Origin of the sequence: Kitasatospora sp. NPDC059827, from assembly GCF_042731675.1 — a bacterium.
GTDB lineage: Bacteria > Actinomycetota > Actinomycetes > Streptomycetales > Streptomycetaceae > Kitasatospora.
In genome coordinates, this window is the sequence record NZ_JBHWIV010000079.1 from 17,005 (window position 1) to 41,186 (window position 24,182).

The window sequence follows — 24,182 nt, forward strand, 5'->3', positions numbered from 1 at the left end:
GACGGGCGGGGCGCCCCGACAGCGCCCCGCCCGTCCCGGGCCCCGTCACCGGGGCCGGTGTCCGGCTCTCGGTCAGTCGATGTCGCTGCCCGGGCCGAGGACCTTGACCCGGTCCTGCGCCGGCGGCTTCAACGGCGAGGCCGCCGAGCTGTGGGCCGTCAGGTAGGCCGTGAAGACGTCCAGGTCGGAGGCGCCGACGAGCTTGTCGGTGCCGGCCGCGAAGGCCGGGAAGCCGTCGCCGCCGCCGGCCAGGAACTCGTTGGCGGCGACCCGGTACTTGGCGGCCGGGTCGACCGGTGCGCCGTTCAGCCGGATCGAGTCCAGGACCACCCGGGCCGCGCCGGTCCTGCGCATGTCCAGGGTGTAGTGGAGGTTCGAGGAGACCTGGAGGATCTTCGGCGCCGCGTCGTTGAGACCGCTCACCTGCTGCTGCAGCAACTGGACCAGCTGGGCGCCGGTCAGCGTCTTGACCTGCATCATGTTGGTGAACGGCTGGACGGTGAACGCCTCGCCGTAGGTCACCACGCCGTCGCCCTCACTGCCCGAGGCCTTGTGGACCAGGTCGGAGCGCAGCCCGCCCGGGTTCATGAAGGCCACCTGGGCGCCGCCCTTGTCGGCCGGGGCGAGACCCTCCAGCTGCGCGTCGGCGATCACGTCGCCGAGCGGCTTCTCCAGGTCGCTGCTGCCCCGGCCGTTGATGTCCGAGGCGATGTAGCCGATCGGCCGGTTGGCCTTCGGGGCGGCCAGCTTGGAGTAGTGGTCGATCAGCGCCGTCATGTCCGGGGCCTTCTCGACCGTGCGCCGCACCACGTGGTTCTCGGCCTTGACCGACGGGCGGACGATCTCGCCGGTGGTCTTGTCCAGCTTCATGTCGATCTCGGTGAACAGCCGGCCGAAGGAGGCGGCACTGGTCACCGAGCGCGGCACACCGTTGGGGTCGGGGATGCTGCAGGCGTACGCGTTGTGGGTGTGGCCGGTGACGATGGCGCCGACCGCCGGGTCGATCTTCTTCGCAATGTCGACGATCGGGCCGGAGATGCCCTGACCGGCCGCGCCGCAGTCGTAGTTGTAGACGCCGCTGGCCGGGTAGCCGCCCTCGTGGATCAGCGCGACGATCGAGTTGACGCCCTTGGCCTTGAGCTCCGCGGCGTACTTGTTGATCGTGGTGACCTCGTTGGCGAACTTGAGGCCCTTGACGCCCTCGGCGGTGACGATGTTCGGCGTGCCCTCCAGGGTGACGCCGATGAAGCCGATCTTGACGCCCTGCGACTTGGTCACCCAGTACGGCGGCAGCAGCGGCTTGCCGGACTGCTCGTCGGTGACGTTGGCCGACAGGTAGTTGAAGTTGGCGCCCTTGAAGGTCCGGCCGGGCTCGTAGCAGCCGTCGGTCGGGTGGCAGCCGCCCTCCTGCTTGCGCAGCAGCTCCGTCGCGCCCTGGTCGAACTCGTGGTTGCCGACCGAGGTGACGTCCAGTCCGAGCTTGTCCATCGCCTCGATGGTCGGCTCGTCGTGGAACAGCGCCGAGGTGAGCGGGCTGGCACCGACGATGTCGCCGGCCGCGACGGTGATCGAGTCGTCGGCCGGGATCCGCGCCTTGCGCAGCTCGGTGGCCAGGTACTCGATGCCGCCGGCCGGGGTCGAGACCTCCTTGCCGGTGGCCGGGTCGATCTCCTTGATCGTGCCGGAGGAGCCCGCCGGGGGCTCCAGGTTGCCATGGAAGTCGTTGATCGCCAGCAGCTGGAGGTTGACGGTCTTGTGACGCTTGGCGTTGGCGTCGGCGGCCTGAGCGGCCGTCGGCACGACCACCGTGCCGAACAGACCTGCGGCGGCGACGACGGCGAACGCCGCCCGTCGGGATCTGACGGTGAGCATGAGGGATCCCCTGCACCTCGGAGGAGCACGCGGGCGGCGGAGCGCGCCGGCGCGTGGGCAATGTGTTGCGCGAGTGCAGCCTAGGGTCAACGCGCGTAGCTGTCAGGACGTCGAACGTAACGAGAGGATTACCTGCTGACGAACCACCGCCGTCGGACCGGGACGGACCGCCTGCACACGATCCCCCGGCCCCGCCCGACACCCCGCCCGACGCCCGGCCCGGTCCCCGGCCCGCCCCCCAGCAGCGGCGCCTGCTCAGACCCCCGGCTCGGCCGCCAAGTGCCGCTCGGCCCGGACCCGTTCGGCCACCGCGTCCTCGGTCATCGCGCGGTCGGTGTACACCAGCGGCCGCTCGGTGTCGGTGATGATGTGCTTCACCACCTGCACGTTGCCGTTGACGTCCCAGACCGCGATACCCGGCGACAGGGTCGGGATGATCTCCACCGCCCAGCGCGGCAGGCCCAGCACCCGGCCGGTGGCCCGCGCCTCCTCGGCCTTCTGCATGTAGATCGTCCGGGTGGAGGCCATCTTCAGGATCGCCGACGCCTCCTTGGCCGCCGCGCCGTCCACCACGTCCGACAGGTGGTGCACCACCGCCACGAAGGAGAGCCCGAGCCGGCGGCCGAACTTCAACAGCCGCTGGAACAGCTGGGCCACGAACGGGCTGTTGATGATGTGCCAGGCCTCCTCGACCAGGAAGATGCGCTTCTTCCGGTCCGGCCGGATCCAGGTGTGCTCCAGCCACACCCCGACGATCGCCATCAGGATCGGCATCGCGATCGAGTTGCGGTCGATGTGCGAGAGGTCGAAGACGATCAGCGGCGCGTCCAGGTCGATGCCGTCCGTGGTCGGGCCGTCGAACATGCCGCGCAGGTCGCCGTCGACCAGCCGGTCCAGCACCAGCGCCACGTCCAGGCCCCAGGACTGCACCTCGTCCACCGCCACGCCCAGCGACTCCACCGAGGACAGCTCGGGGCTGCGCAGGGTGTCGATGATGTCGTCCAGCACCGGCTGGCGGTCCGTCACCGAGGCGACCACATGGGCGTGCGCGGCCTTCAACGCGAAGCCCGCCCGCTCCTCCAGGCCGCGCCCCATCGCCACCTCGATGATGGTGCGCAGCAGCGACAGCTGGCCGGTCTGGGTGATCGCCGGATCCAGCGGGTTGAGCTTCACCCCGCCGTCCCTGGCCGCCATCGGGTCCAGCCGGATCGACTTTATGCCCAGCGCGTTGGCGATCAGGTTCCACTCGCCGACGCCGTCCTCGCCCTGCGCGTCCAGCACCACGACCTGCCGGTCACGGAACCTCAACTGCCGCAGCACGTAGGTCTTCTCCAGCGCCGACTTGCCGTTGCCGGACTCCCCCAGCACCAGCCAGTGCGGGGCGGGCAGCTGCTGCCCGTACAGCTGGAAGGGGTCGTAGACGTACCCCTTGCCGCTGTACACCTCGCGCCCGATGATCACGCCCGAGTCGCCCAACCCCGGTGCGGCGGTGGGCAGGTAGACCGCCTGCGCCTGACCGGTGGAGGTACGCACCGGCAGCCGGGTGGTCTCCACCTTGCCGAACATCAGGCTGGTGAACGCGTCGGTGAGGTTGCCGATCGCCATGGGTGGCCTCCTGGTGCCGGCGAGGGGTGGTCGGGCGCGGTGGGTGGTCGGGAGCGGCAGGCGGACGGGCCCGGTCCCGGAGGACCGGCGCGGGAGTCAGCGGCGGATGCCGGTGGCGAACGGCAGGGTGTTGACGAAGGCCCGGTGGTGCTCGCGGTCGCACCACTCCAGCTTGAGGTAGCTCTTGCCGGCCGAGGCCCGGATGGTCCGCTTGTCGCGGGCCAGCGCGTCGGGGTTGCGCGAGGAGACCGTGATGTAGCCGACCAGGTTCACCCCGGCCGCGCCGGAGGCCAGGTCGTCACCGCGCTGGTCCACCCGGCCGGTGTGGGCCAGGTCGCGCGGGTCGACCGTGCGGTTCATCTTGGCCGCGCGACTGGCCTCCGCCTCGTCGTTGGTCTTCTCGGTCAGCATCCGCTCGATCGCGACGTCGGTGGGCTCCAGGTCCATCGTCACCGCCACCGTCCGGATCACGTCCGGGGTGTGCACCAGCAGCGGCGCCAGGAAGTTGACGCCCACCGGGGTGAGCGGCCACTCCTTGACCCAGGCGGTGGCGTGGCACCACGGCTCCCGGGTCACCGACTCCCGGGTCTTCGCCGTCAGGTACTGGGGGTGGGTCGCGTCCAGCTCGGCCGGCCAGGCGTTGCGCCGGGACATCGCCTGGATGTGGTCGATCGGGTGGTCCGGGTCGTACATCGAGTGCAGCAGCGAGGACAGCCGGGCCTGGCCCAGCGGCTGGCGCACCCGGATGTCCGCCTCCGCCAGCCGGGCGCAGATGTCGGTCAGCTCGCGGGCCATCACGGCCGCCAGCCCGTCGTCGTCCCGGGCCCGCCCGCCGGTCGCGGTGCGGCCCATCGCGTGCGCCTCGGCGGCCAGGTCCCGGGTGTAGTGCATGCACGCCACCAGGTACGCCCGGTGCTGCTCCGAGGAGGTCGACACCATCGACTGCAGCTGGTCGTACGAGTCCTGCAGCCAGCGCGGCGCGTCGTGGTCGCCGCGGCGCTCGACGTCCTTGGCGTGGGCGTCCGGGTCGGCCGGCAGGGTGCGGGCCAGGATCTGCAGCCGGGTCACGAAGCCGTCCCCGTTGGCGACGTGCTTCAACAGCGTGCCGAACCGGTCGACCAGCGCCTCCTGGTCCTCCGAGTCGCGCAGCCCGACGCCCGGGCCCTCGATCTCGATCGCGGCCGTCACCGTCCGCCGCTCCAGGTGCATCAGCACCCCGACCTCGTCCGGCCCGAACGGCGCGGTCAGCCAGCGCAGCCGCCCCACCCCGGGCGGCGGACCGACCTCCACCTCCCGGCCGTCCATCCGGGTGCCCGCGTCCATCGCGTCCGAACGCCACAGCCCGCGCCCGCTGCGGACCGTCCTGCGGTAGGTGCGGTTGATCTCCACCCACCGGTAGAACGTCCGCTTGCGGTACGGCACGTAGACCGCCGCGATGGCCAGCAGCGGCAGGCCGATCAGACCGGCGATCCGCAGCGCCAGGACCGGCATCAGCAGACCCCAGAGCATCCCGAGGAACGCCCCGAAGATGATCAGCATGATCTCCCCGGACTCCCGGTTGCGGCCGATCACCGCGTTCGGGCGGGCCTTGCCGATCAGGTAGGTGCGGCGCTGGTGCACGTACGGCTGGGCGTACTGGGCCCCGTACTGGCCGAGCGGTTCGCTGCTCACTTACCCGTCACCCTCCCTTCGCTGGATTGCTGTCGCGGTTCGGAACCGAGGCCTGCGGCGGCGGCCCGGCCTGCGGCGGCGGGGCCGGCGTCCGGCCGGCGTGCGCGGCGATGCCGGGCGCGACCGAGCCGCCGCCCGCGCCCCCGCCGCCCCCGGCCCCCTGCGGACCGCGGTCGCCGTGGGTGGAGATGCCCTGCTTCATCAGGTTCGCGGTCCCGTTGATCATCGCCGAACCGGCCTGCACCGCACTGGCCCGGGCCCCGCGCATGTTCAGCATCTCGTCGCCGAAGGTCGGGACGAAGCGGTACACCGCGGCGCTCGCGAAGATCGACAGGAACAGGATCGCCAGCCCGGACAGCACCCGGGCGAAGTCGTCGTTGGCCCCGGCACCGGTCGCCACCGCGCCCGCCAGACCCAGGATGATCACGATGATCGGCTTCGCCAGGTCCACCGCCAGCATCATCCCGGCCCACCGGCGCACGTGCTTCCACAACTGCCGGTCCACCAGCCCCGCGTACACCGCCGTCCCCAGCAGCGCCCCCACGTACAGCATCGCCGCCCGGATCACCAGCTCGATCCAGAGCACCGCCGCCGCCAGCACCGCGACCAGCGACACCAGCACCAGGATCAGCGGGCCGCCGCCGACGTTCCCCTTCTCCAGGGTGTCGGCGAACCCACCCAGGTACGTCCCGGTGTCCGACTTCGTCCCGACCGCGATCGCCTTCGTCAGCCCGTCCGTCACGCTCACCACGGTGAACAGGATCAACGGCGTGAACGCCGAGGCCACCACCGTCAGCCACAGGAAGCCGACCGCCTCCGAGATCGCCGTCGTCAACGACGCCCCGCGCACCGCCCGCTTGGTCACCGCCAGCAGCCACAGCACCAGCGTGATCACCGTCGACACGGCGAACACCACGGCGTACTGCTGCAGGAACGACTGGTTGGTGAAGTCCACCGACGTCGTCCCGTCGATCGCCCCCGACAGGTTCCGCACCACCCACGCCGCCGCCTGGGCACACCCCTTGGCGAGCGACCCGAGCGGATCGGTCACGTTGCTGACGCCGCCGCCGGGGACCGTTCCCCCAGGCTTGGAGGCGCAGTAGACGTCACTGCCGGGCAACGGCAGTACGTCGCAGTTGTTGCTCGCGGACGGAGTCGGGGTCGGAGTCGGGGTCGGGGTCGGATCCACGGCGAAGGCACGCGAAGCCATACCGATGACCACCATCTGCGCGAAGCTGATGGCGGCCATGACCCCGCCGAACCGGGGTAGCCATCGCCCTATCCCACCGTCAACGCGCATAGCGGAAGCCTCCGAACTGCTCTGCTGTTCCGGCAATCTCGTCGGCCGTGGCGGCCTGCTGGTCACCTGGCATGGGGGCCGGGCCTGCCTTGCGGGTGAAGTCGGTCAGCTTCCAGTCGCTCCCCGTCCAATGGAGCGAGAGCGTGAGGGTGAACCAGTTGGCGGTCACCGGTTGGACGGAGCTCTGGCCGGCGAGGCCGGTGAGGCCGGTGCACCACACCTCGACCTTGGCGTCCTGGTCGGCGTAGGCCGTCGACTTGGTGCCGACGGGGACGGTGCGGCTGACGAAGGTGAGGCCCTTGGGCGCGTGCCCCTGGGCGTCGAGGCCGTAGCGGGCGACGGTGTCGCCGCCGAAGCCCTGGTCCAACCGGCTCTGCAGGGCCGCGGCGGAGCCCGGGTCGGCGATGGTGGCGACGATGGTGTGGCGGCTGTCGGCGCGGAACATGTCCGCGGAGCCGATCGCCACGGCGTAGTTGGCGGCGGCGGACTGGGCGCCCTGGTCGCTGTGCGGGTAGCCGGAGGCGATGCCGTTGACGGTGGTGCCGACGGGCTGGTCGCCGCTGGGCGCGGGGCCGGCGCCGGAGCCGGCGCTGGGGGCCGCCCGGTCGGCGGAGCTGCCGCCGCTGCCGGGGTCCGGTTTGCCGCGGTTGGCGACGGAGATGGCGACGACGAGCAGGGTGACGACGACGAGGACGGTCAGCAGGGTGCGCAGCGGCCTGGACTGACGGCTGGTCGGCAGTGCGGAGGGCTGTTCGTCGACCGGCAGCCGCGTACGGGTGTGCGGCTGGTCGTCGGACAACGGCACGGCGGCCCTCCTGGTGCGGGGAGCCGGGCGGCTCCGGGGGCCCTCCGTCCGGGGGCGGGCGCGGACGGGGGGTGGGAACGGGGGGTGGACTCCTGGCGGGTCGGCCCACTGGGGAGGTCCGGGCGGGAACCTGCCGTCAGACGGGCCGGGTCACTGCTGTCCGATCGTCAGATAGCCATGCCGTAGACAATGGTGAACAGAGTGCCGAGTGATCCAATGATGAACACGCCGGTCAGCCCGGCGATGATCAGCCCCTTGCCCTGTTCGGCTCCGAAGCTGTCCCGCATCGCGGTCGCGCCGATCCGCTGTTTGGCCGCACCCCACACCGCGAGGCCGAGGCAGACGAGGATGGCGACGGCCATGATGACCTCGACCATCACCCGGGCCTCCGACCCGAGGCTGGCGAAGGGGCCCCAGTCCGGGGCGATCCCGCCGATGATGGTGTCGATATTCGGCTTCTTGGGAGGGTCCTCGGCCAGGTGGCCGACCGCATAGGTGTGCACGCTGCTCAGGTTCATTTCCATCTCACCGCCCGATCAGGCAAATTCAAGGGCCCGGACCCCGCCCGCGCGAAGGGTCGGTGCCTATTCTTGGCCAGATCTGATGTCGACTTGGCTACTTCTCGCGGATTGGTCGTGAGGCATCGGACACGTACGCGAGGATGTCCACCGTACGAAGGATAGCGCTCACTCTTTGTATCTCTGATGATTGCGGTGAGCAACGCCTTCCGGGACACTTCGACTGACGATTCGTCGGGATGGTGCTGATGGTACTCCGGAAGGCCGGTACGGCCGCCGCTGCGGCGGGAGTTGTCGCGTTCGGGTTCCTCGGTCTGGTGACGATGGGGACGTATGCGGCGGGTGGGACACCGCAACTGGCGGCGAATCGTTCCGCCCTCTCCCCCGGCACCGTTCCGGCGGCCTACCAGGACGCGATCCAGAAGTGGGGCTCGCTCTGCCCGGAGATCTCCCCGCCGATGCTCGCGGCGCAGCTGTACCAGGAAAGCGGTTTCGACCCCAAGGCCCAATCCGGCGTCGGGGCACAGGGAATGGCGCAGTTCATGCCGGGCACCTGGCCGATGTACGCCACGGACGGTGACGGGGACGGCAAGAAGGACGTCTGGAACCCGTACGACGCGATCGCCACCGCGGCGGTCTACGACTGCGCGCTCGCCAAGGACGTGGCCGGCGTGCCGGGCGATCCGCAGGCCAACATGCTGGCCGCCTACAACGCGGGCCCGTACGCGGTGACGTCGAACCGGGGCGTCCCGCCGTACAGGGAGACCCAGGGGTACGTGCGGAACATCCAGGCGATGGCCCGGAGCTTCGCCGCGCCGACCGCGCCGGTGGAGGTGTCCGCGCAGTCGGCCGCCGCGATCTACTTCGCGCAGACCAAGCTCGGCACGCCGTACCTGTGGGGCGGGGACGGGGCGGCCTGGCAGAACGGGCGGTTCGACTGCTCCGGGCTCACCGTGGCCGCGTTCGCCACCGTGGGCATCGCCCTGCCCCGGGTGGCCAACGACCAGTGGTACGCCGGACCGCACCCGTCACGGGATCAGCTCCGGCCGGGCGACCTGGTGTTCTTCGCGACCGACCTGAGCGATCCGCGGAGCATCCACCACGTGGGGATCTACGTCGGCGGCGGCTACATGATCAACGCGCCGCACACCGGGGCGGTGATCCGCTACGACAAGATCGACACCAAGGAGTACATCGGGGCGACCCGGGTCACCACGGACGGCGCCCAGGCGCTGCCGACGCGCAACAACACCAGCGGCGCGGTCAACGCCCCGAGCCGCCCGGGCGCGACGGCCCCGACCCCGGCCCCGACCGCCCCCGCCAGCCGGCCCGCGGCCGCCGCACCGGCCGCCCCGACGGCCGCGGGGCGGGTCGGCGGGGCCGCCGCAACCGGTGGGACCGGCTGAGTCGTCCACCGATCTGTGTGCGGCCTGTGGACGCTGAGTCAAGTTTCCATAACCGCGCGTTTCCGTGGAACGCTGGGTCCCGGCGATGACGTTGGGTCCGGTGGTCCCTCGTCAGCTTCGCCCGCCGGGCGGGCCCCGGCGGGATCGAACAGGTGCAGCGGACCAGAAGGAGGTGCGGCGTGTCGACGCCGCTTGCCGACACGACCAACCCCGACCTCGGTCTGCTCTACGCCGTCAACGGCCTGGCCAAGCGCTCCCCGCAGTGGCTGGACCACGCGGTGTCGTGGATCGGCGAGTACGGCATCCTGATCGGCCTCGCGCTGCTCGGGCTGGTGGGCTGGCTGCAGGCCAGACGCCGCCCGGACGCGCCGGTGGCGATCGCCGGGCTGCTCTGGGTGCCGCTCTCGGTGGCCGTCGCCGAGCTGGCCAACCTGCCGATCGCCGCGATCGTGGACCGGCCGCGGCCCTTCGTCGACCACCCGGGGCTGCTGGTGCTGGTGGACGGCAAGGCCGGCACCCACTCCTTCGTCAGCGACCACTCGACCATGACGATGGCCGTGGCGGTGGCGCTGTTCCTGGTGAACCGGAAGCTGGGCTGGATCGCCGGGGGCCTGGCCCTGCTCCAGGGCTTCTGCCGGATGTTCATGGGCGTCCACTACCCGACGGACGTGATCGGCGGCTTCGCGCTGGCCGTCGCCGTGGTGCTGCTGCTGGCGCCGATCGCGATGGCGGTGCTGGTCCCGTTCTGCCACGCGCTGACCCGGACGGCGGTGGCCCCGCTGGTCCGGGCCCCGGAGCGCGGCGCCGCCGCCGGCCGGGGCACCGAGCGGCGCGGCCGGCGCCGTGGGCGGGGAGCGGTGCGCCGGGAGGAGCAGCCGCCGGAGTCCGACCTCGCGGCCTGAGGGCCCGGGGTACCCCGCCGCACCGAACGGTCCGGACGGGGCCGACGCCCCCTAGGGTGCGTCGGCCCCGTACTCGGCGAGGTGGTCGGCCCCCTCGCGGCGGGCCAGGTCCCGGGAGCGGCGGGCGGCGGAGTACCAGCCGCAGCTGCAGGTCGCGAAGGCGAAGGAACCGCGTTCGCTGAGCGCGACGCGGTGCTCGGGCATCGGGGTGGTGCCGGGGGCGACCGGCAGCTCACTGTGCACGGGATTCACCGTAACGCGCCGGGCGACCCGCGCGCGACACCCGTCGGTTCCCGCCGGACCCGTAACCCTTCGCGAGCCAACTCGTTTGCCCGGAAAGAGCTCTGCCCTCCCGGCGCCCCAGCCGGTGCCGCAGTCGGCGGGGCAGTCGGTCCCGAGGGGGTTGTCGCGAGGATGAAGATGACCGACCAGCAGCGAACCGGGCGGCCGGCGCGCCGTCCGGGGCCGCGCCTGCGCGCGGCGGCCGGCGCCGCCGTACTCGCCGCCGCGCTGGCCGCGGGGGCGGCCGGGTGCTCGGCCCACTCCGGTGGCGGCTCCTCCGACCAGCAGTCGAACGCGCCCGACCAGCTGGCCGCCGACCCGGTGGCGGCGGTGCGCAGCGCGGCGGACATCACCGGGCGCACCGGCTCCGCGCACGCGGCCACCGAGCTGGTCACGGAGTCCGCGGACAAGAAGGCGTCCTTCTCCGGCACCGGCGGCTACGACTACGTGAAGCGGATCGGCCGGCTGGAGGTCCAGGTGCCGCCCGGGGCGGCGACCACCGGGAAGATCGTCGAGGTGGTCCTGCCGGGCACCGTCTACCTGCAGAACAGCGGTGCCAAGGTGCCCGAGGGCAAGTGGGTGAAGCTGGACGTGCGCCAGCTGCCGGACGGCAACCTGGTCAGCAGCGGCGCCACCGATCCGGCCACGGCGGCGGGGGCGCTGCGCGGGGTGCAGAAGGCCGACCTGGTCGGCACCGAGACGGTGGACGGCACCCCGCTGCACCACTACCGCGGCACCCTGGACCTGGCCAAGGCGGCCGACGCCACCGGCGGCCGGGGCGGTGACGGCCTGCGGATGGGCGGGCAGACCTTCACCGTCAAGGAGGTCCCGTACGACGCCTGGCTGGACGACCAGGGGCGGCTGCACAAGGTGGTGGAGGTGTTCACCTTCGCCGGGGTGGCCGGCTCGAAGGAGGCCAAGGACCAGGTGAAGGTCACCTCGACCACCGCCCTGTCGGACTTCGGCAAGCCGGTCGAGGCGGCCGAGCCGCCGGCCTCGGACATCTACCAGATGAAGCCGACGGAGAGCCCGAAGTAGCGCCCCGACGCCGGGGCGGAACGGGGCGCCGCCGGCGCGGGTGGCCGTCCGGGGAGCGACGGCCACCCGTTTCGGCGGCGCCGAGATGGCCCGTCCGTGCCATGTGGACGGGCCCCGGAGTGCCTAGGCTGGACGTCGGGTGGCTGCCGCCCGGGCTGGCGAGGCACTGAAGGGGTGGTGCAGGTGGTGTCGTCCACGGGCGGCCGCAGCGGCGGCCACGACGACGCGGCCCTCGACGAGATCGAGCTGGCCGGCGAGCTGATGATCGCCGCGACGGCCAGCGCCGGTGACCGGCTGCCGACCGAGCGGATCGACGAGGTGCTGCTGGACCGGGTGGACCCGGCCCGGACCGAGCGGGAGGGCGAGGGCTGACGGCCCCGGGGGGGTCAGCTGCGCAGCAGTCGGCCGATCGCGGCCGAGGCCTCCGCCACCTTGGCGTCCAGCTCGGCGCCGCCCTGTTCGGCGGCCGCGGCGACGCAGTGCCGCAGGTGCTCCTCCAGCAGGGAGAGCGCGAAGGACTGCAGGGCCTTGGTGCCGGCCGAGACCTGGGTGAGCACGTCGATGCAGTAGACGTCCTCGTCCACCATCCGCTGGAGGCCGCGGATCTGGCCCTCGATCCGGCGCAGCCGCTTGAGGTGGGCGTCCTTCTGCGCGCTGTAGCCGTGCGGGCCGTGCGGGCCGTGCCCGCCGTGGTCCGCGTCGCCGTGGCCCTCGCCGGCGGGGGTGTCGGCCCCGGGGCCGGTCCCGGGCGCGTGGTCCGGCTCGGTGCGCGCTTGCGTCGTGGTCATCGGCCCGCCTTCGTCTGGGTGCCTGGTGGCTGCGTCGGCCTCCAGTGTCCAACACCGGGGCCCCGCGTGGTGTTCCGACGGCCCACCCGGCATGTGCCGAACGGCCTGGTCGGGGTCGCGGCGGGGTTAACCCGTCTGAGCGGCGCCCCGGTCTTCCGCACGCGGGACGGGGCAAACGCGTCGAGGTTCCGTCAGACTGAGTCCTTGCGTCCGCACCTGGCGGCGCGGTCCGGGACAGCCCGTGCGGCAGCCGAACGGAAGGGGAGGTTCCGCCTCCCCGGTCACCACCCCGTTTGCGCGATCGCGCTCGGTTGCACCTAGCATCGTTCAGTCCGTACCCCGCACATCGGAGAATTCCGTGCGTTTTAGCCTGACCCCGAAGGAGACGAGTTTCTACGACATGTTCGCCGCCGCCGCGGAGAACCTCGTCGTCGGATCGAAGCTCCTGCTCGAACTGCTGGGATCAGACGTGTCGGCCCGCGCGGAGATCGTCGAGCGCATGCGCGCCGCCGAGCACGCCGGGGACGACACCACCCATGCCGTCTTCCACCAGCTGAACTCCTCCTTCATCACGCCCTTCGACCGCGAGGACATCTACAGCCTCGCCTCGTCGCTGGACGACATCATGGACTTCATGGAGGAGGCCGTCGACCTGGTCGTCCTCTACGACATCCAGACCCTGCCGAAGGGCGTCGAGCAGCAGATCGAGGTGCTGGCGCGCGCCGCGGAGCTCACCGCCGAGGCGATGCCCAACCTGCGCAGCATGTCGAACCTGACCGAGTACTGGATCGAGGTCAACCGGCTGGAGAACCAGGCCGACCAGATCCACCGCAAGCTGCTCGCCCACCTGTTCTCCGGTCAGTACGACGCCATCGAGGTCCTCAAGCTCAAGCAGGTCGTGGACGTCCTTGAGGAGGCGGCGGACGCGTTCGAGCACGTCGCCAACACGGTGGAGACCATCGCCGTCAAGGAGTCCTGACCCTCGTGGACATGGCTGCACTCATCGCCGTCATCGGCGTTGCGTTCTTCTTCACGTACACCAACGGCTTCCACGACTCGGCGAACGCGATCGCCACGTCGGTCTCCACCCGGGCGCTGACCCCGAGGGCCGCGCTCGCGATGGCCGCCGTGATGAACCTGGCCGGTGCCTTCCTGGGCAGCGGGGTGGCGCACACCGTCTCCAGCGGGATCATCGAGACGCCGACCGGCAACCAGGGGATGGCGATCCTCTTCGCGGCCCTGGTCGGGGCGATCACCTGGAACCTGGTGACCTGGTACTTCGGTCTGCCGTCCTCCTCCTCGCACGCGCTGTTCGGCGGCCTGGTGGGTGCGGCCCTGGCCGGCGGCACCAAGGTGATCTGGAGCGGCGTGATCGACAAGATCGTCGTCCCGATGATCGTCTCGCCGGTGGTCGGCCTGGTCGGCGGCTTCATCGTGATGCTGGCGATCCTGTGGATCTTCCGCCGGGCCAACCCGCACAAGGCCAAGCGCAACTTCCGGGTCGCCCAGACCGCCTCGGCCGCCGCGATGGCGCTGGCCCACGGTCTGCAGGACGCCCAGAAGACCATGGGCATCGTGGTCATGGCGCTCACCATCTCCGGCCACCAGACCACCGGTGACATCCCGGTCTGGGTGAAGATCTCCTGCGCGACCATGCTCTCGCTGGGCACCTACGCGGGCGGCTGGCGGATCATGCGGACCCTCGGCCGGAAGATCATCGAGCTGGACCCGCCGCAGGGCTTCGCGGCCGAGGCCACCTCCTCGGTGATCATGTACATCACCTCGTTCGTCTTCAAGGCGCCGATCTCCACCACCCACGTGATCACCGCGGCGATCATGGGCGCGGGGGCCACCAAGCGGATCCGCGCGGTGCGCTGGGGCGTCGCCAAGAACATCGTGCTCGGCTGGTTCATCACGATGCCGGCGGCCGCCGTCGTCGCAGCGCTGATGTACTGGTTCGTCCACCTCTTCTGGGGCTGACCGCCGACGCTCCGCCCCGGCCGACAACTGACAGGGCCCGCCCCCACATCTCGGGGGCGGGCCCTTCTTCATGCCCCGCGGCGGCACCGCCATGCAGCACCGCGGGACAGCTGGGGTCGGTCTAGCCGAAGCGGCCGGAGATGTAGTCCTCGGTCGCCTGCACCGACGGGTTGGAGAAGATCCGCTGGGTGTCGTCCAGCTCGATCAGCTTGCCCGGCTGGCCGACGCCGGCCAGGTTGAAGAAGGCGGTGCGGTCGCTGACGCGGGCCGCCTGCTGCATGTTGTGGGTCACGATGACGATGGTGAACTGCGACTTCAACTCGCCGATCAGGTCCTCGATGGCGAGGGTGGAGATCGGGTCGAGCGCGGAGCAGGGCTCGTCCATCAGCAGGACCTGCGGCTCGACCGCGATCGCGCGGGCGATGCACAGGCGCTGCTGCTGACCGCCGGAGAGGCCGGCGCCCGGCTTGTTCAGTCGGGTGTGGACCTCCTTCCAGAGGTTGGCGCCCTTCAACGAGCGCTCCACCACCTCGTCCAGGACGGCCTTCTTCCGCACGCCGGCGAGCTTGAGCCCGGCGACCACGTTGTCGTAGATCGACATGGTCGGGAACGGGTTCGGACGCTGGAAGACCATGCCGATCGAGCGGCGCACGGCGACCGGGTCGACGTTGGAGGCGTACAGGTTCTCGTCGTCCAGGAGGACCTTGCCCTCGACCCGGGCGCCGGGGATCACCTCGTGCATCCGGTTGAGGGTGCGCAGGAAGGTGGACTTCCCGCAGCCGGAGGGGCCGATGAAGGCGGTCACCGAGCGGGGCTCGATGCTCATCGAGATGTCCTCGATGGCCTTGGTGGTGCCGTAGTAGGCCGACAGTCCGCTGACGTCGATGCGCTTGGCCATGATCGTTGCTTCTCTCGCCCGCGGCCAGGGGCCGCTAATGAATGCTGTGTCGTACGTCAGTCGGTCGCTCAGTGCCCGGCCTTGGGCGAGCGCCAGCGTGCGATGCCCCGGGCGATGAGGTTGAGCCCCATCACGAAGGCGATCAGCACCAGCGCGGCGCCCCAGGCGCGGGCGTAGCCGAAGTCGTTGTTGACCACCGAGTACTGCTGCCAGATGTACATCGGCAGGGACTGCTGCGGTCCGTCGAACGGGTTGCTGTTGATGTAGTCGGCGCCGAACACCAGCATCATCACCGGGGCGGTCTCGCCCGTGATGCGGGCGACCGCGAGCATCACACCGGTGGTGATGCCGCCGATCGCGGTGGGGAGGACGATCCGCAGGACGGTCTTCCACTTCGGCACACCGAGGGCGTACGAGGCCTCGCGCAGCTCGTTCGGGACGAGCTTGAGCATCTCCTCGGTCGACCGGACCACAACCGGGATCATCAGGATCGCCAGCGCGAGGCTGCCCGAGAAGCCGGAGTAGCTGAACCCCAGGGCGAGGTTCCAGAGCGAGAGGATGAACAGACCGGCGACGATCGACGGGACGCCCGTCATGACGTCGACGAAGAAGGTGACCGCCTTGGCGAGCCGGCCGCGGCCGTACTCCACCAGGTAGACGGCGGTCAGCAGACCGAGCGGGGCGGCCATCACGGTGGCCAGACCGACCTGCTGGAGGGTGCCGAGCAGCGCGTGGTAGATGCCGCCGCCGGGGCCGCTCTGGATCACGCCCTTCATCGAGTGGCTCAGGAAGTTCCCGTTCACCACGCCGATGCCCTGCTGGACCGTGTAGACGGTCAGCGAGGCCAGCGGGACGACGGCCAGGATGAAGGCGACCCAGACCACCGAGGTGGCGAAGCGGTCCTTGGCCTGTCGGCGGCCCTCGACCTGGGCCGAGATCAGGTAGCTGCCGGCCAGGAACAGCAGGGCCGAGATCAGGCCCCACTGGAGGTGGCTCTCCAGGCCGGCGCCGGCGCCGATCCCGCAGCCGACCGCGATCGAGCCGACGGCGACGACGGGCGGGGTCCACTTGGGCAGCCGGTTGGCGGTGAGCTTCGGGCCGACCTGCGGCCGGGCGTCCTCGGGGACGGTGACGGTGGTCATGCGTTGGCCCCCGAGTACTCCTTGCGGCGGGCGATGATCAGTCGCGCGGCACCGTTCACCAGCAGGGTGATCACGAACAGGACGAGACCGGAGGCCATCAGGGCGTCACGGCCGTTGTTGCCGGCCTCGGCGAACTTCAGCGCGATGTTCTGCGCGAAGGTGCCGCCGCCGGCGTCCAGGATGTGCAGCGACAGGACGCTGTTGGCGGAGAGCACCACCGCGACCGCGATGGTCTCGCCGAGCGCCCGGCCGAGGCCGAGCATCGAGGCCGAGATGATGCCGGGGCGGCCGAACGGCAGCACCGCGGTGCGGATCATCTCCCAGCGGGTCGCGCCGAGGGCGAGCGCCGCCTCCTCGTGCATCCGCGGCACCTGGCGGAACACCTCGCGGGAGACCGCGGTGATGATCGGCAGGATCATGATCGCCAGCAGGATGCCGACGGTGAACAGGTTGCGCGGGGTGCCGGTCCTGGTCTGGTCGAAGATGTACGTCCAGCCCAGGTACTGGTTGAGCCAGCTGGTCAGCCCGTCCATGTGCGGGACGAGGAACAGCGCGCCCCAGAGGCCGTAGACGATGCTGGGGACGGCGGCGAGCAGGTCGACCAGGTAGGCGAACGGCTGGGCGATCCGGCGCGGCGCGTAGTGCGAGATGAACAGCGCGATCCCGATGGCCACCGGGACGGCGATCGCCATCGCGATCACGGCGCTGACGATCGTGCCGAAGGCCAGGACGGCGATGCCGAAGACCGGCTTCGGGGCGTCCGGCGTCCACTCGAAGGTGGTGAGGAAGTTGCCGTCGTTGTTGCCGAGGGCCACGACCGAGCGCCAGGCCAGGAAGCCGGCGATCGCGGCCATGATGACCAGCAGCAGGATGCCCGCACCGCGGGCGAGGTTCATGAAGATCTTGTCGCCGACGCGGCTGTCGCGCTGTCGGCGTTCCCTGCCTCGCGGGGCGGCAGGGGAGGATGAAGTCATTGGTCTACTCCGGTCTGGTGGTGCCGCCCCGGTAGGGGGTCGGCACCATGGCGGCGGTGCCCCGGACGTTGGTGCTGGGTTGGTGCGTTCCGGCGGGACGGCCCCGGCCCCCCTCGCTCACGGGGCCGTCCCACCGGGGGTCCTGTCGGGTCAGGCGAGGGTGCCGACCGCGGCCTTCACCTTGTCGCCGATCGCGGCCGGCATCGGGACGTAGCCCTTGTCGCCGATCGACTTCTGGGCGGCGTCGCTGATGGTGTAGTTCAGGAAGGACTTGAGGGTGTCCAGCGTCTCGGCCTTGTTGCCCTTGTCGCAGGCGATCTCGTAGGTCACCAGGACGATCGGGTAGGCGTTGTCGGCCTTGGTGCCGTAGTCCAGGGAGAGGGCGAGGTCGCCGTCGGTGCCCGTGACGGTGGAGGAGGCGATGGTGAGCGCGGCGTTGGCGGCGGTCGCCTCGACCGGCTTGGCGGCACCGGTGGAGATCTGGGCGCTCTTCAGGTTGTTGGTCTGGGCGTAGGACAGCTCGGCGTAGCCGATCGAGTTCTTGACCTGCTTGATCTGGGCCGAGACACCGGCGCTGCCGTTCGCGGACTGGCCGCCCTTGCCCTTCCACGCCTTGTTCGGCTCGGCGCTCCAGGCGCCGCCACCGGTCTTGGCGAAGTAGGAGGTCAGGTTGAAGGTGGTGCCGGAGTCGTCGGAGCGGTGGAAGCTCTGGATCTCGGCGTCCGGCAGCTTGGCGCCCGGGTTCAGGGCGGCGATGGCCGGGTCGTTCCACTTGGTGATCTGCGAGTCGAAGATCTTGGCGGCGGTCGGGCCGTCCAGGACCAGGTTGTCGACGTTCTCGACGTTGTAGACCAGCGAGACCAGGCCGGCCACCATCGGCAGGTCGATCGCCTTGCCACCGGTGCAGACGGCCTTGGAGGCGTCGACGTCGGCCGGCTTGAGGGCGAAGTCGGTGCCGGCGAAGGCGACCTTGCCCTGGGTGAACTGCTGGACACCGGCACCGGAGCCGCCGCCGCTGTAGTTCACGGTGGTACCGGAGCAGGAGGCACCGAAGTTGGTCTTCCACACGTCGATCGCCGGGGCCTGCGCGGTCGAACCGGCGCCCAGGAGCGTGCCGGCCTTGCCACAGTTGATCGCGGCACCGGCCGCGGAGGAGCCGCTGGAACCGCTGGACGCCGTCTTGTTGTTGTCGTCCGACCCGCAGGCAGCGAGCGACAGCGAGCTGACGAGCGCCATGGCACCGATGGCGAGGGCCTTGGAGCGGCCGTTCCGCTGGAGCTTCACAGGGGTGTCCCTTTCTGTGGCATTGCCCGCTGCGCAGGCCGCAGGAGTACGGCTGAGCATGGGTTTTGCTGTGGTCCGGGGCCCGTTCGGCCCGCCGGTAGTCCCGAAGTTAGGCCGGGTAAGTGACACGACAGCCGGTCGCAAGTGAACGGGAAGTGAACCTCGAACGGATGACAGGAAACTACGTCACGTAGTAACGGTTGCGTCACGGCGCGGGCGCGGGGAGATCACTTCCGCCGTTCCTCCACCGGCCCCGACCCGCCCGTCCGTACGGGCTTCGCACCCAGGATCACCAGCAGCGCGTCGATCAGCAACCGGTCGCGGTCATGGGTCAGCCGCGCCCGGGCCTTGCCCGCCGGCAGCCAGTCCAGGCGGTCGACCTCGCGGTTGGGCCGGAAGGCCCCGACGGTCGGCACCGCGGCCCAGTACCGGACCTCCTTCGGACGGCCCTGCGCCAGGTAGTGCTGGACGGGCAGCTCCGGACCGAGCAGGCAGTCGAAGCCGGTCTCCTCCCGCACCTCGCGCAGCGCCGCCTCGACCACGCCCTCCCCCGGGTCGAGCTTGCCCTTCGGCAGGCTCCAGTCGTCGTACTTCGGGCGGTGGATCACCGCGATCCGCGGCCGCCCCAGCCGACCGCTGGGCTTCGGCCGGCCGGGCAGCCAGAGCACCGCGCCCGCCGCCAGGACCACCGGGCCGCGGGCCGGTGCGGCCGCCGGGCCCGCGGCGCGGGCCGCCGCCGGGTCCACGGCCGGTCCCACCGTCGGGTCCGCTGCCCGCCCGGTGCGCAGGCGATCGTGCAATTCAAGCCGTCCGTGGTGCGGGGGAATGCCCCCGGCCCTCGGCAGGGGGGAGCTCCAGCCAGCCGTCCGGGGACGGCGGGAGCTCGGGCCACCGGCGGCCGAAGGCGTACCGCGCCGCCTCGACCTCCAGTCGTTGATCAGCATGCACCACGCCCAGCACGTAGGCGGTCGCGGGGGTGATCCGCGGGGTGCGCGCCGCCGTCGCGGCGGTCACCGCGGCGTCCGCGGCCTCCTGGTGCCGGGCCAGCACCGCGTCCAGCTCGTCCAGCTCGGCGGACGGCCGGGCGCACACCTCCAGCGCGTACCGGGCCCGCTTCACCAGGATCCGCAGCCGCGACCAGGGCGCGTCGTCGGCCGCCAGCGCGGAGTCCGCGTCCGCCGCCCCGCGCGCCGCCGGCACCGCGCCCAGCCGGCGCAGCCCGTCCCCGCCGTACGGGGTCGCGGCCCGGTGGAGCGGCAGCTGCTGGGCGCTCACCGACAGCGCGGTGAACGCGGCCGCCGCCTGCGGCCGCAGCACCGCCGACGCCCGGCCGCCGGCCGCCTCCAGCAGCGGCGCCTCGCCGACCAGCAGGGTCATCCGGTCCGCCAGCGCGTGCAGCCGGGCCGAGCGGAGCTCCTGGAGCACCGTGGAGTGCGCCCTGGTCCGGGCCAGGGTCAGCTGCCGGTCCAGCAGCGCCCGCGCCTTGGGGGCGCCCGCGTGCCCGGCCAGCATGCCCGTCCCCTCCGGGTCGGTGCCGCTCAGCGAGTCCACCGCGCCCAGCAGCCGGGCCGAGCGGCGGACGTAACCGGGCTCCAGCGCCAACAGGTTGAGCAGCCAGCGCAGTTCGGTGCGCGACTCCTGCGCCCAGGACTGCTCGAACACGGCCCCGAAGGTGTGCAGCAGCCCGCCGACCCGCCGCACGGCCCGCAGCAGGTCGGCGGTGCCGCTCGCCGGAACGGCCGCGGCCGACCCCGGTCTGGCGCCGACCTCGCCCACCGCGAGCGGCAGGGCGCGCAGGAACGCGCCCGCCTGGGCGGTGAGTTGGCGGGAAAGGATGTCCCCGGCGGTCGCTGTGGAGGCCGCCTGGGCCGTCATCGGCGCTTCGGTCATGGCGTGGTAGATCCCCGTTCCCCCGGGGCCCTTCCCCGGGGCTGGTGGCCGACCGCCGGAGCAGCTCCCCCCGGGGCCCCGGGGGCCCCGACTGCTCCGGCGGCTCGCATCAGTGGACGCGTCAGCGCGAGGTGGCGGCCCGGCGGCGCTGGCGCGAATCGATGAGCAGGTCCTGGACGTGCCGTAGCGGCTTGCCCTCGGCGTCCTGCGAACGGCGCTCCCAGGCACCGTCCGGGCCCAGGTGCCAGGACTCGGTCTCGTCCGACACCCCGAGGTCGATCAGCCCGGACAGCTCGGCCCGGTGCGCCGGATCGGTGATCCTGAGCAGCGCCTCGATCCGGCGGTCCAGGTTGCGGTGCATCATGTCGGCGCTGCCGATCCACACTTCGGGATCGCCGTTGTTGCCGAACACGAAGACCCGGGAGTGCTCCAGGAAGCGCCCCAGGATGCTGCGCACCCGGATGTTCTCGCTCAGCCCCGGCACCCCCGGCCGGATCGCGCAGATGCCGCGGACCCAGACGTCCACCGGCACCCCGGCCTGCGAGGCCCGGTAGAGCGCGTCGATCAGGGCCTCGTCGACGATCGAGTTGACCTTGATCTTCACGTACGCGGGCCGGCCGGCCCTGTGGTGGGCGATCTCGTTGTGGATCCGGGAGACCAGCCCGTCGCGCAGGCCGCGCGGGGCGGTCAGCAGCCGGCGGTAGGACTCCCGGCGCGAGTAGCCGGACAGCCGGTTGAAGAGGTCCGAGAGGTCCGCGCCGACCTGCGGGTCGGAGGTGAGCAGGCCGAGGTCCTCGTACAGCCGGGCGGTCTTCGGGTGGTAGTTGCCGGTACCGACGTGCGAGTAGCGGCGCAGGGTGTCGCCCTCCTCGCGGACCACCAGCGACAGCTTGCAGTGGGTCTTGAGCCCGACCAGGCCGTAGACCACGTGGCAGCCGGCCTCCTCCAGCTTGCGCGCCCACTTGATGTTGGCCTGCTCGTCGAAGCGCGCCTTGATCTCGACCAGCACCAGCACCTGCTTGCCGGACTCGGCGGCGTCGATCAGCGCGTCCACGATCGGCGAGTCGCCGGAGGTGCGGTACAGGGTCTGCTTGATCGCCAGCACGTCCGGGTCGGCGGCGGCCTGCTCCAGGAAGGCCTGCACCGAGGTGGAGAAGCTGTCGTACGGGTGGTGCAGCAGCACGTCGCGCTCGCGCATCGCGGCGAAGATGTCCGGCTGCGAGGCGGACTCGACGTCGGTCAGCCCGCGGGCCGTACCCGCCACGAACTTCGGGTACTTGAGCTCCGGCCGGTCCAGCTCGGCGATCCCGAACAGGCCGGTCAGGTCCAGCGGACCGGGCAGCGGGAAGACCTCCGCCTCGGTGATGTTCAGCTCCCGCACCAGCAGGTCCAGGATGTAGGGGTCGATCGACTCCTCGACCTCCAGCCGGACCGGCGGGCCGAAGCGCCGCCGCATCAGCTCCTTCTCCAGGGCCTTGAGGATGTTCTCGGTGTCGTCCTCCTCCACCTCCAGGTCCTCGTTGCGAGTGACCCGGAAGGCGTGGTGGGCCAGCACCTCCATCCCCGGGAAGAGCTCCTCCAGGTGCGCGCCCATGACGTCCTCCAGCGGGACGTACCGCTGGGGCGAGGCCTCCAGGAAGCGGGCCAGCGACTGCGGCACCTTCACCCGGGCGAAGTGCTTGTGGCCGGACACCGGGTTGCGGACCACCACGGCGAGGTTGAGCGACAGCCCCGATATGTAGGGGAAGGGGTGCGCCGGGTCGACCGCCAGCGGGGTCAGCACCGGGAAGATCCTCTGCCGGAACAGGGTGTGCAGCCGGGCCTGCTCCTTCTCGGCCAGCTCCGGCCAGCGGACCACCTCGATGCCCTCGGCGGCGAGGTCCGGCAGCACCTCCTGCTGGAAGGCCGCGGCATGACGGGCCATCAGCTCGCGCGAGCGGGTCCAGATCAGGTCCAGCACCTCGCGCGGCTGGAGGCCGGACGCGCTGCGCTGGGCCACGCCGGTGGCGATCCGGCGCTTGAGGCCGGCGACCCGGACCATGAAGAACTCGTCCAGGTTGCTGGCGAAGATCGCCAGGAACTTCGCCCGCTCCAGCAGCGGGATCCCCGGGTCCTCGGCCAGCTCCAGGACGCGTTCGTTGAACGCGAGCCAACTCCGCTCACGGTCCAGGAAGCGGCCCTGCGGCAGTGCTTCGAACTCCTGCTCGTCCGTGGCCGGCAGCTCCGGCGGGACGCCCAGCGCACTGGACATCCGCGCCGTGGGCGGCAGCGGGGCAGGGACGGGGCGGGGGATGCTCATGGGTTCCAGCTCCTCCAGCAGGACGGCGTCCGGACACGAATGGCTCTGCGGGCCGTCGTCCTCGCCCCGGGTCGCCCCCGGGGACAGCACCCACCCACCGGGCGCGGTCCGTACAGGACCGGCCGGGGAATGGCGGTCGACTCTGCACGAGCGAGACACTACGGACTTCATCCTGTGATCTTCGCGGCAGCAATTGAATCCACGGTAAACACCGCATGGCCAGGAGGAAAGCTGAGTCGGTCGGAGCAAGGGGTGGCGGGCCTCGCCGCCCCCTGCCCGCGACCGCTCCGTTACCCCCGGGCCGCCTGCGGCGCGGGACCGGGCGTGGGTCCGGCGGTCGGCTGCGGGTCCGGCGGTCGGCTGCGGGTCTAGCGGTCGGCTGCCCGGTCCGCCTGGTACCGGGCGCGGTACATCAGATCCACCTCGTGGACGGTGAATCCCAGTCGCTCGTAGACCCGGACGGCGGCCGGGTTGTCGGCGTCGACGTAGAGGAGGACCGTCTCCAGTCCACGCCCACCGGCCCCTGACCCGGTCAGGTGACATAGGCCGGCCGCGGTCAGCGCGCGGCCGAGGCCACTGCCCTGCTCGGCCGGGTCCACCCCGACGACGTACACCTCGCCGAGCTCCGGCTCGGTGGCGGTGGCCGGGTGCACCTTGGTCCAGTGGAAGCCGACGACCTTGCCGCCCCGGGTCGCGAGGAAGAAGCCGGCCGGGTCGAACCAGGGCTCGGCGATCCGCTCCGCCAGGTCCTGCTGCGTCCAGGAGCCCTGCTCCGGGTGGTGGGAGAAGGCCAGGGCGTTAAGCCGCAGCCACTCGGCGTCGTCCTCACCCGGACGGAAGGTGCGGAGCTCGATCCCCTCGGGGACGGCCACGGCCTCGGTCTGCGGACCGGTGCGGCGCATCTGCCGCAGTTCCCGGACCAGCTCGGCGCCGTAGGCCCCGGCCAGGTGCCGGGCTGCCGGGTGACCGCCGTGCACCCAGAAGTCCACCGCGTCCCGGCCGACCAGGTGGGCCTGCTCCAGGACGGCGTCCACCAGCGGGCGGGCCAGGCCGCGGCCGCGGGCGGCCGGGTCGACCAGCAGCTCGGCAGCCGGGTTCGCCGTCACGGCCTCCGGCACCTCCACCTGGCCGTAGCCGACCACGGTGGCGCTCGCACTCGTGGTCCCGGCCTCGGTCTTGGCATCGGCCTCGGTCACGATGAGGTGGGTGACGCCCGGCCGGGGAGTCTCGGCGTTCCGCAGCCGCAGCCGGCCCTGCTCGGAGACCGCGGCTCGGCCGTCGACCGCCTGGGCCTCCGCCAGAACACGCAGGGCGCCGTCGCGCTGCTCGGGGCGGAGCACGTTGCTCGCAATGACCGCTGTCTGATCGTCCATGCCCTGACGATACGTCAACGGAAATGCGAAAAGCCCCTGATCCGAAGGGATCAGGGGCTTTTCTGAATGATTGTTCGGCGGCGTCCTACTCTCCCACAGGGTCCCCCCTGCAGTACCATCGGCGCTGTGAGGCTTAGCTTCCGGGTTCGGAATGT

General features: G+C 71.5%; 22 protein-coding genes and 1 rRNA gene. 6 read left to right on the forward strand and 17 right to left on the reverse strand.

Features of this window, described 5'->3' with window-relative positions; translation table 11 throughout:
- Nucleotides 1-72: 72 nt before the first annotated feature.
- The 6 genes from ACFV8H_RS33250 to ACFV8H_RS33275 form a co-directional block, all read right to left on the reverse strand.
- Nucleotides 73-1,872 (reverse strand): bifunctional metallophosphatase/5'-nucleotidase, encoded by a 1,800-nt coding sequence (locus ACFV8H_RS33250; RefSeq protein WP_380407367.1) that lies wholly within the window; start codon nucleotides 1,870-1,872, stop codon nucleotides 73-75.
- Between the two features lie 255 nt (nucleotides 1,873-2,127).
- On the reverse strand, nucleotides 2,128-3,477 hold the full coding sequence (locus tag ACFV8H_RS33255; RefSeq protein ID WP_375888796.1) for an ATP-binding protein: 1,350 nt from the start codon (nucleotides 3,475-3,477) through the stop codon (nucleotides 2,128-2,130).
- A gap of 96 nt (nucleotides 3,478-3,573) precedes the next feature.
- Nucleotides 3,574-5,148: an SCO6880 family protein gene (locus ACFV8H_RS33260; protein ID WP_380407369.1), complete on the reverse strand. Its 1,575-nt coding sequence runs from the start codon at nucleotides 5,146-5,148 to the stop codon at nucleotides 3,574-3,576.
- A gap of 7 nt (nucleotides 5,149-5,155) precedes the next feature.
- Entirely contained in the window at nucleotides 5,156-6,397 is a 1,242-nt protein-coding gene (locus ACFV8H_RS33265; RefSeq protein WP_380407371.1) for a hypothetical protein, read from the reverse strand.
- Nucleotides 6,398-6,437: 40 nt separating this feature from the next.
- On the reverse strand, nucleotides 6,438-7,253 hold the full coding sequence (locus ACFV8H_RS33270) for a hypothetical protein (protein ID WP_380407373.1): 816 nt from the start codon (nucleotides 7,251-7,253) through the stop codon (nucleotides 6,438-6,440).
- A 167-nt stretch (nucleotides 7,254-7,420) separates the two neighbouring features.
- Entirely contained in the window at nucleotides 7,421-7,771 is a 351-nt protein-coding gene (locus ACFV8H_RS33275; RefSeq protein ID WP_375888806.1) for a hypothetical protein, read from the reverse strand.
- A gap of 248 nt (nucleotides 7,772-8,019) precedes the next feature.
- Between ACFV8H_RS33275 and ACFV8H_RS33280 the strand changes: the two genes are divergently transcribed.
- Nucleotides 8,020-9,177, forward strand: coding sequence for an NlpC/P60 family protein (locus ACFV8H_RS33280; protein ID WP_380407374.1), 1,158 nt, complete (start codon nucleotides 8,020-8,022; stop codon nucleotides 9,175-9,177).
- A 179-nt stretch (nucleotides 9,178-9,356) separates the two neighbouring features.
- Complete coding sequence (locus tag ACFV8H_RS33285) at nucleotides 9,357-10,079, forward strand: phosphatase PAP2 family protein (RefSeq protein WP_375888808.1); 723 nt, start codon at nucleotides 9,357-9,359, stop codon at nucleotides 10,077-10,079.
- A gap of 51 nt (nucleotides 10,080-10,130) precedes the next feature.
- Here the strand turns inward: ACFV8H_RS33285 and ACFV8H_RS33290 are convergent, their stop codons facing one another.
- On the reverse strand, nucleotides 10,131-10,322 hold the full coding sequence (locus ACFV8H_RS33290) for a hypothetical protein (RefSeq protein ID WP_375888811.1): 192 nt from the start codon (nucleotides 10,320-10,322) through the stop codon (nucleotides 10,131-10,133).
- A gap of 177 nt (nucleotides 10,323-10,499) precedes the next feature.
- Between ACFV8H_RS33290 and ACFV8H_RS33295 the strand changes: the two genes are divergently transcribed.
- Both ACFV8H_RS33295 and ACFV8H_RS33300 read left to right on the forward strand, forming a co-directional pair.
- Nucleotides 10,500-11,399, forward strand: a complete 900-nt coding sequence (locus ACFV8H_RS33295; RefSeq protein WP_380407377.1) for a hypothetical protein — start codon at nucleotides 10,500-10,502, stop codon at nucleotides 11,397-11,399.
- Between the two features lie 183 nt (nucleotides 11,400-11,582).
- On the forward strand, nucleotides 11,583-11,771 hold the full coding sequence (locus ACFV8H_RS33300; protein ID WP_375888817.1) for a hypothetical protein: 189 nt from the start codon (nucleotides 11,583-11,585) through the stop codon (nucleotides 11,769-11,771).
- A gap of 14 nt (nucleotides 11,772-11,785) precedes the next feature.
- Here ACFV8H_RS33300 and ACFV8H_RS33305 read toward each other — a convergent pair whose 3' ends face one another.
- Nucleotides 11,786-12,187, reverse strand: a complete 402-nt coding sequence (locus ACFV8H_RS33305) for a metal-sensitive transcriptional regulator (protein WP_380407379.1) — start codon at nucleotides 12,185-12,187, stop codon at nucleotides 11,786-11,788.
- A gap of 358 nt (nucleotides 12,188-12,545) precedes the next feature.
- Between ACFV8H_RS33305 and ACFV8H_RS33310 the strand changes: the two genes are divergently transcribed.
- The gene (locus ACFV8H_RS33310; RefSeq protein WP_359914173.1) at nucleotides 12,546-13,166 is read left to right on the forward strand and encodes a DUF47 family protein; all 621 of its coding nucleotides are present in this window, start codon (nucleotides 12,546-12,548) and stop codon (nucleotides 13,164-13,166) included.
- Nucleotides 13,167-13,171: 5 nt separating this feature from the next.
- Entirely contained in the window at nucleotides 13,172-14,167 is a 996-nt protein-coding gene (locus tag ACFV8H_RS33315) for an anion permease (RefSeq protein ID WP_380407381.1), read from the forward strand.
- Nucleotides 14,168-14,288: 121 nt separating this feature from the next.
- On the opposite strand, the gene pstB is transcribed toward ACFV8H_RS33315, so the two are convergent.
- From pstB to rrf, 9 genes are all read right to left on the reverse strand, one after another.
- Nucleotides 14,289-15,065, reverse strand: coding sequence for a phosphate ABC transporter ATP-binding protein PstB (gene pstB, locus ACFV8H_RS33320; RefSeq protein ID WP_375888826.1), 777 nt, complete (start codon nucleotides 15,063-15,065; stop codon nucleotides 14,289-14,291).
- A gap of 68 nt (nucleotides 15,066-15,133) precedes the next feature.
- On the reverse strand, nucleotides 15,134-16,207 hold the full coding sequence (gene pstA, locus ACFV8H_RS33325) for a phosphate ABC transporter permease PstA (RefSeq protein WP_380407383.1): 1,074 nt from the start codon (nucleotides 16,205-16,207) through the stop codon (nucleotides 15,134-15,136).
- A complete protein-coding gene (gene pstC, locus ACFV8H_RS33330) occupies nucleotides 16,204-17,181 on the reverse strand; it encodes a phosphate ABC transporter permease subunit PstC (RefSeq protein ID WP_375888832.1) in 978 nt (325 codons plus the stop codon). Before pstC ends, pstA begins: the two co-directional genes overlap by 4 nt.
- A gap of 150 nt (nucleotides 17,182-17,331) precedes the next feature.
- Nucleotides 17,332-18,465 (reverse strand): phosphate ABC transporter substrate-binding protein PstS, encoded by a 1,134-nt coding sequence (pstS, locus tag ACFV8H_RS33335; protein WP_380407385.1) that lies wholly within the window; start codon nucleotides 18,463-18,465, stop codon nucleotides 17,332-17,334.
- A 227-nt stretch (nucleotides 18,466-18,692) separates the two neighbouring features.
- Nucleotides 18,693-19,154: an NUDIX hydrolase gene (locus tag ACFV8H_RS33340; RefSeq protein WP_380407393.1), complete on the reverse strand. Its 462-nt coding sequence runs from the start codon at nucleotides 19,152-19,154 to the stop codon at nucleotides 18,693-18,695.
- A 112-nt stretch (nucleotides 19,155-19,266) separates the two neighbouring features.
- Nucleotides 19,267-20,355: a CHAD domain-containing protein gene (locus ACFV8H_RS33345; protein WP_380407387.1), complete on the reverse strand. Its 1,089-nt coding sequence runs from the start codon at nucleotides 20,353-20,355 to the stop codon at nucleotides 19,267-19,269.
- 121 nt (nucleotides 20,356-20,476) lie between these two features.
- Nucleotides 20,477-22,654: an RNA degradosome polyphosphate kinase gene (locus ACFV8H_RS33350; RefSeq protein WP_375888842.1), complete on the reverse strand. Its 2,178-nt coding sequence runs from the start codon at nucleotides 22,652-22,654 to the stop codon at nucleotides 20,477-20,479.
- A 368-nt stretch (nucleotides 22,655-23,022) separates the two neighbouring features.
- Nucleotides 23,023-24,027 carry a mycothiol synthase gene (gene mshD / locus ACFV8H_RS33355; RefSeq protein ID WP_380407389.1) on the reverse strand — a complete coding sequence of 335 codons (1,005 nt, stop codon included), beginning with the start codon at nucleotides 24,025-24,027 and terminating at the stop codon, nucleotides 23,023-23,025.
- A gap of 72 nt (nucleotides 24,028-24,099) precedes the next feature.
- Nucleotides 24,100-24,182, reverse strand: a 5S ribosomal RNA gene (gene rrf, locus ACFV8H_RS33360); the annotation flags it as partial.

Coding starts and splice junctions, on each gene's coding strand:
- ACFV8H_RS33250 (WP_380407367.1), bottom strand. CDS start 1,872: ATGCTCACCGTCAGATCCCGACGGGCGGCGTTCGCCGTCGTCGCCGCC.
- ACFV8H_RS33255 (WP_375888796.1), bottom strand. CDS start 3,477: ATGGCGATCGGCAACCTCACCGACGCGTTCACCAGCCTGATGTTCGGC.
- ACFV8H_RS33265 (WP_380407371.1), bottom strand. CDS start 6,397: ATGGCCGCCATCAGCTTCGCGCAGATGGTGGTCATCGGTATGGCTTCG.
- ACFV8H_RS33275 (WP_375888806.1), bottom strand. CDS start 7,771: ATGAACCTGAGCAGCGTGCACACCTATGCGGTCGGCCACCTGGCCGAG.
- ACFV8H_RS33280 (WP_380407374.1), top strand. CDS start 8,020: ATGGTACTCCGGAAGGCCGGTACGGCCGCCGCTGCGGCGGGAGTTGTC.
- ACFV8H_RS33295 (WP_380407377.1), top strand. CDS start 10,500: ATGACCGACCAGCAGCGAACCGGGCGGCCGGCGCGCCGTCCGGGGCCG.
- ACFV8H_RS33305 (WP_380407379.1), bottom strand. CDS start 12,187: ATGACCACGACGCAAGCGCGCACCGAGCCGGACCACGCGCCCGGGACC.
- pstB (WP_375888826.1), bottom strand. CDS start 15,065: ATGGCCAAGCGCATCGACGTCAGCGGACTGTCGGCCTACTACGGCACC.
- pstA (WP_380407383.1), bottom strand. CDS start 16,207: ATGACCACCGTCACCGTCCCCGAGGACGCCCGGCCGCAGGTCGGCCCG.
- pstC (WP_375888832.1), bottom strand. CDS start 17,181: ATGACTTCATCCTCCCCTGCCGCCCCGCGAGGCAGGGAACGCCGACAG.
- ACFV8H_RS33345 (WP_380407387.1), bottom strand. CDS start 20,355: ATGACCGAAGCGCCGATGACGGCCCAGGCGGCCTCCACAGCGACCGCC.
- ACFV8H_RS33350 (WP_375888842.1), bottom strand. CDS start 22,654: ATGAGCATCCCCCGCCCCGTCCCTGCCCCGCTGCCGCCCACGGCGCGG.
- mshD (WP_380407389.1), bottom strand. CDS start 24,027: ATGGACGATCAGACAGCGGTCATTGCGAGCAACGTGCTCCGCCCCGAG.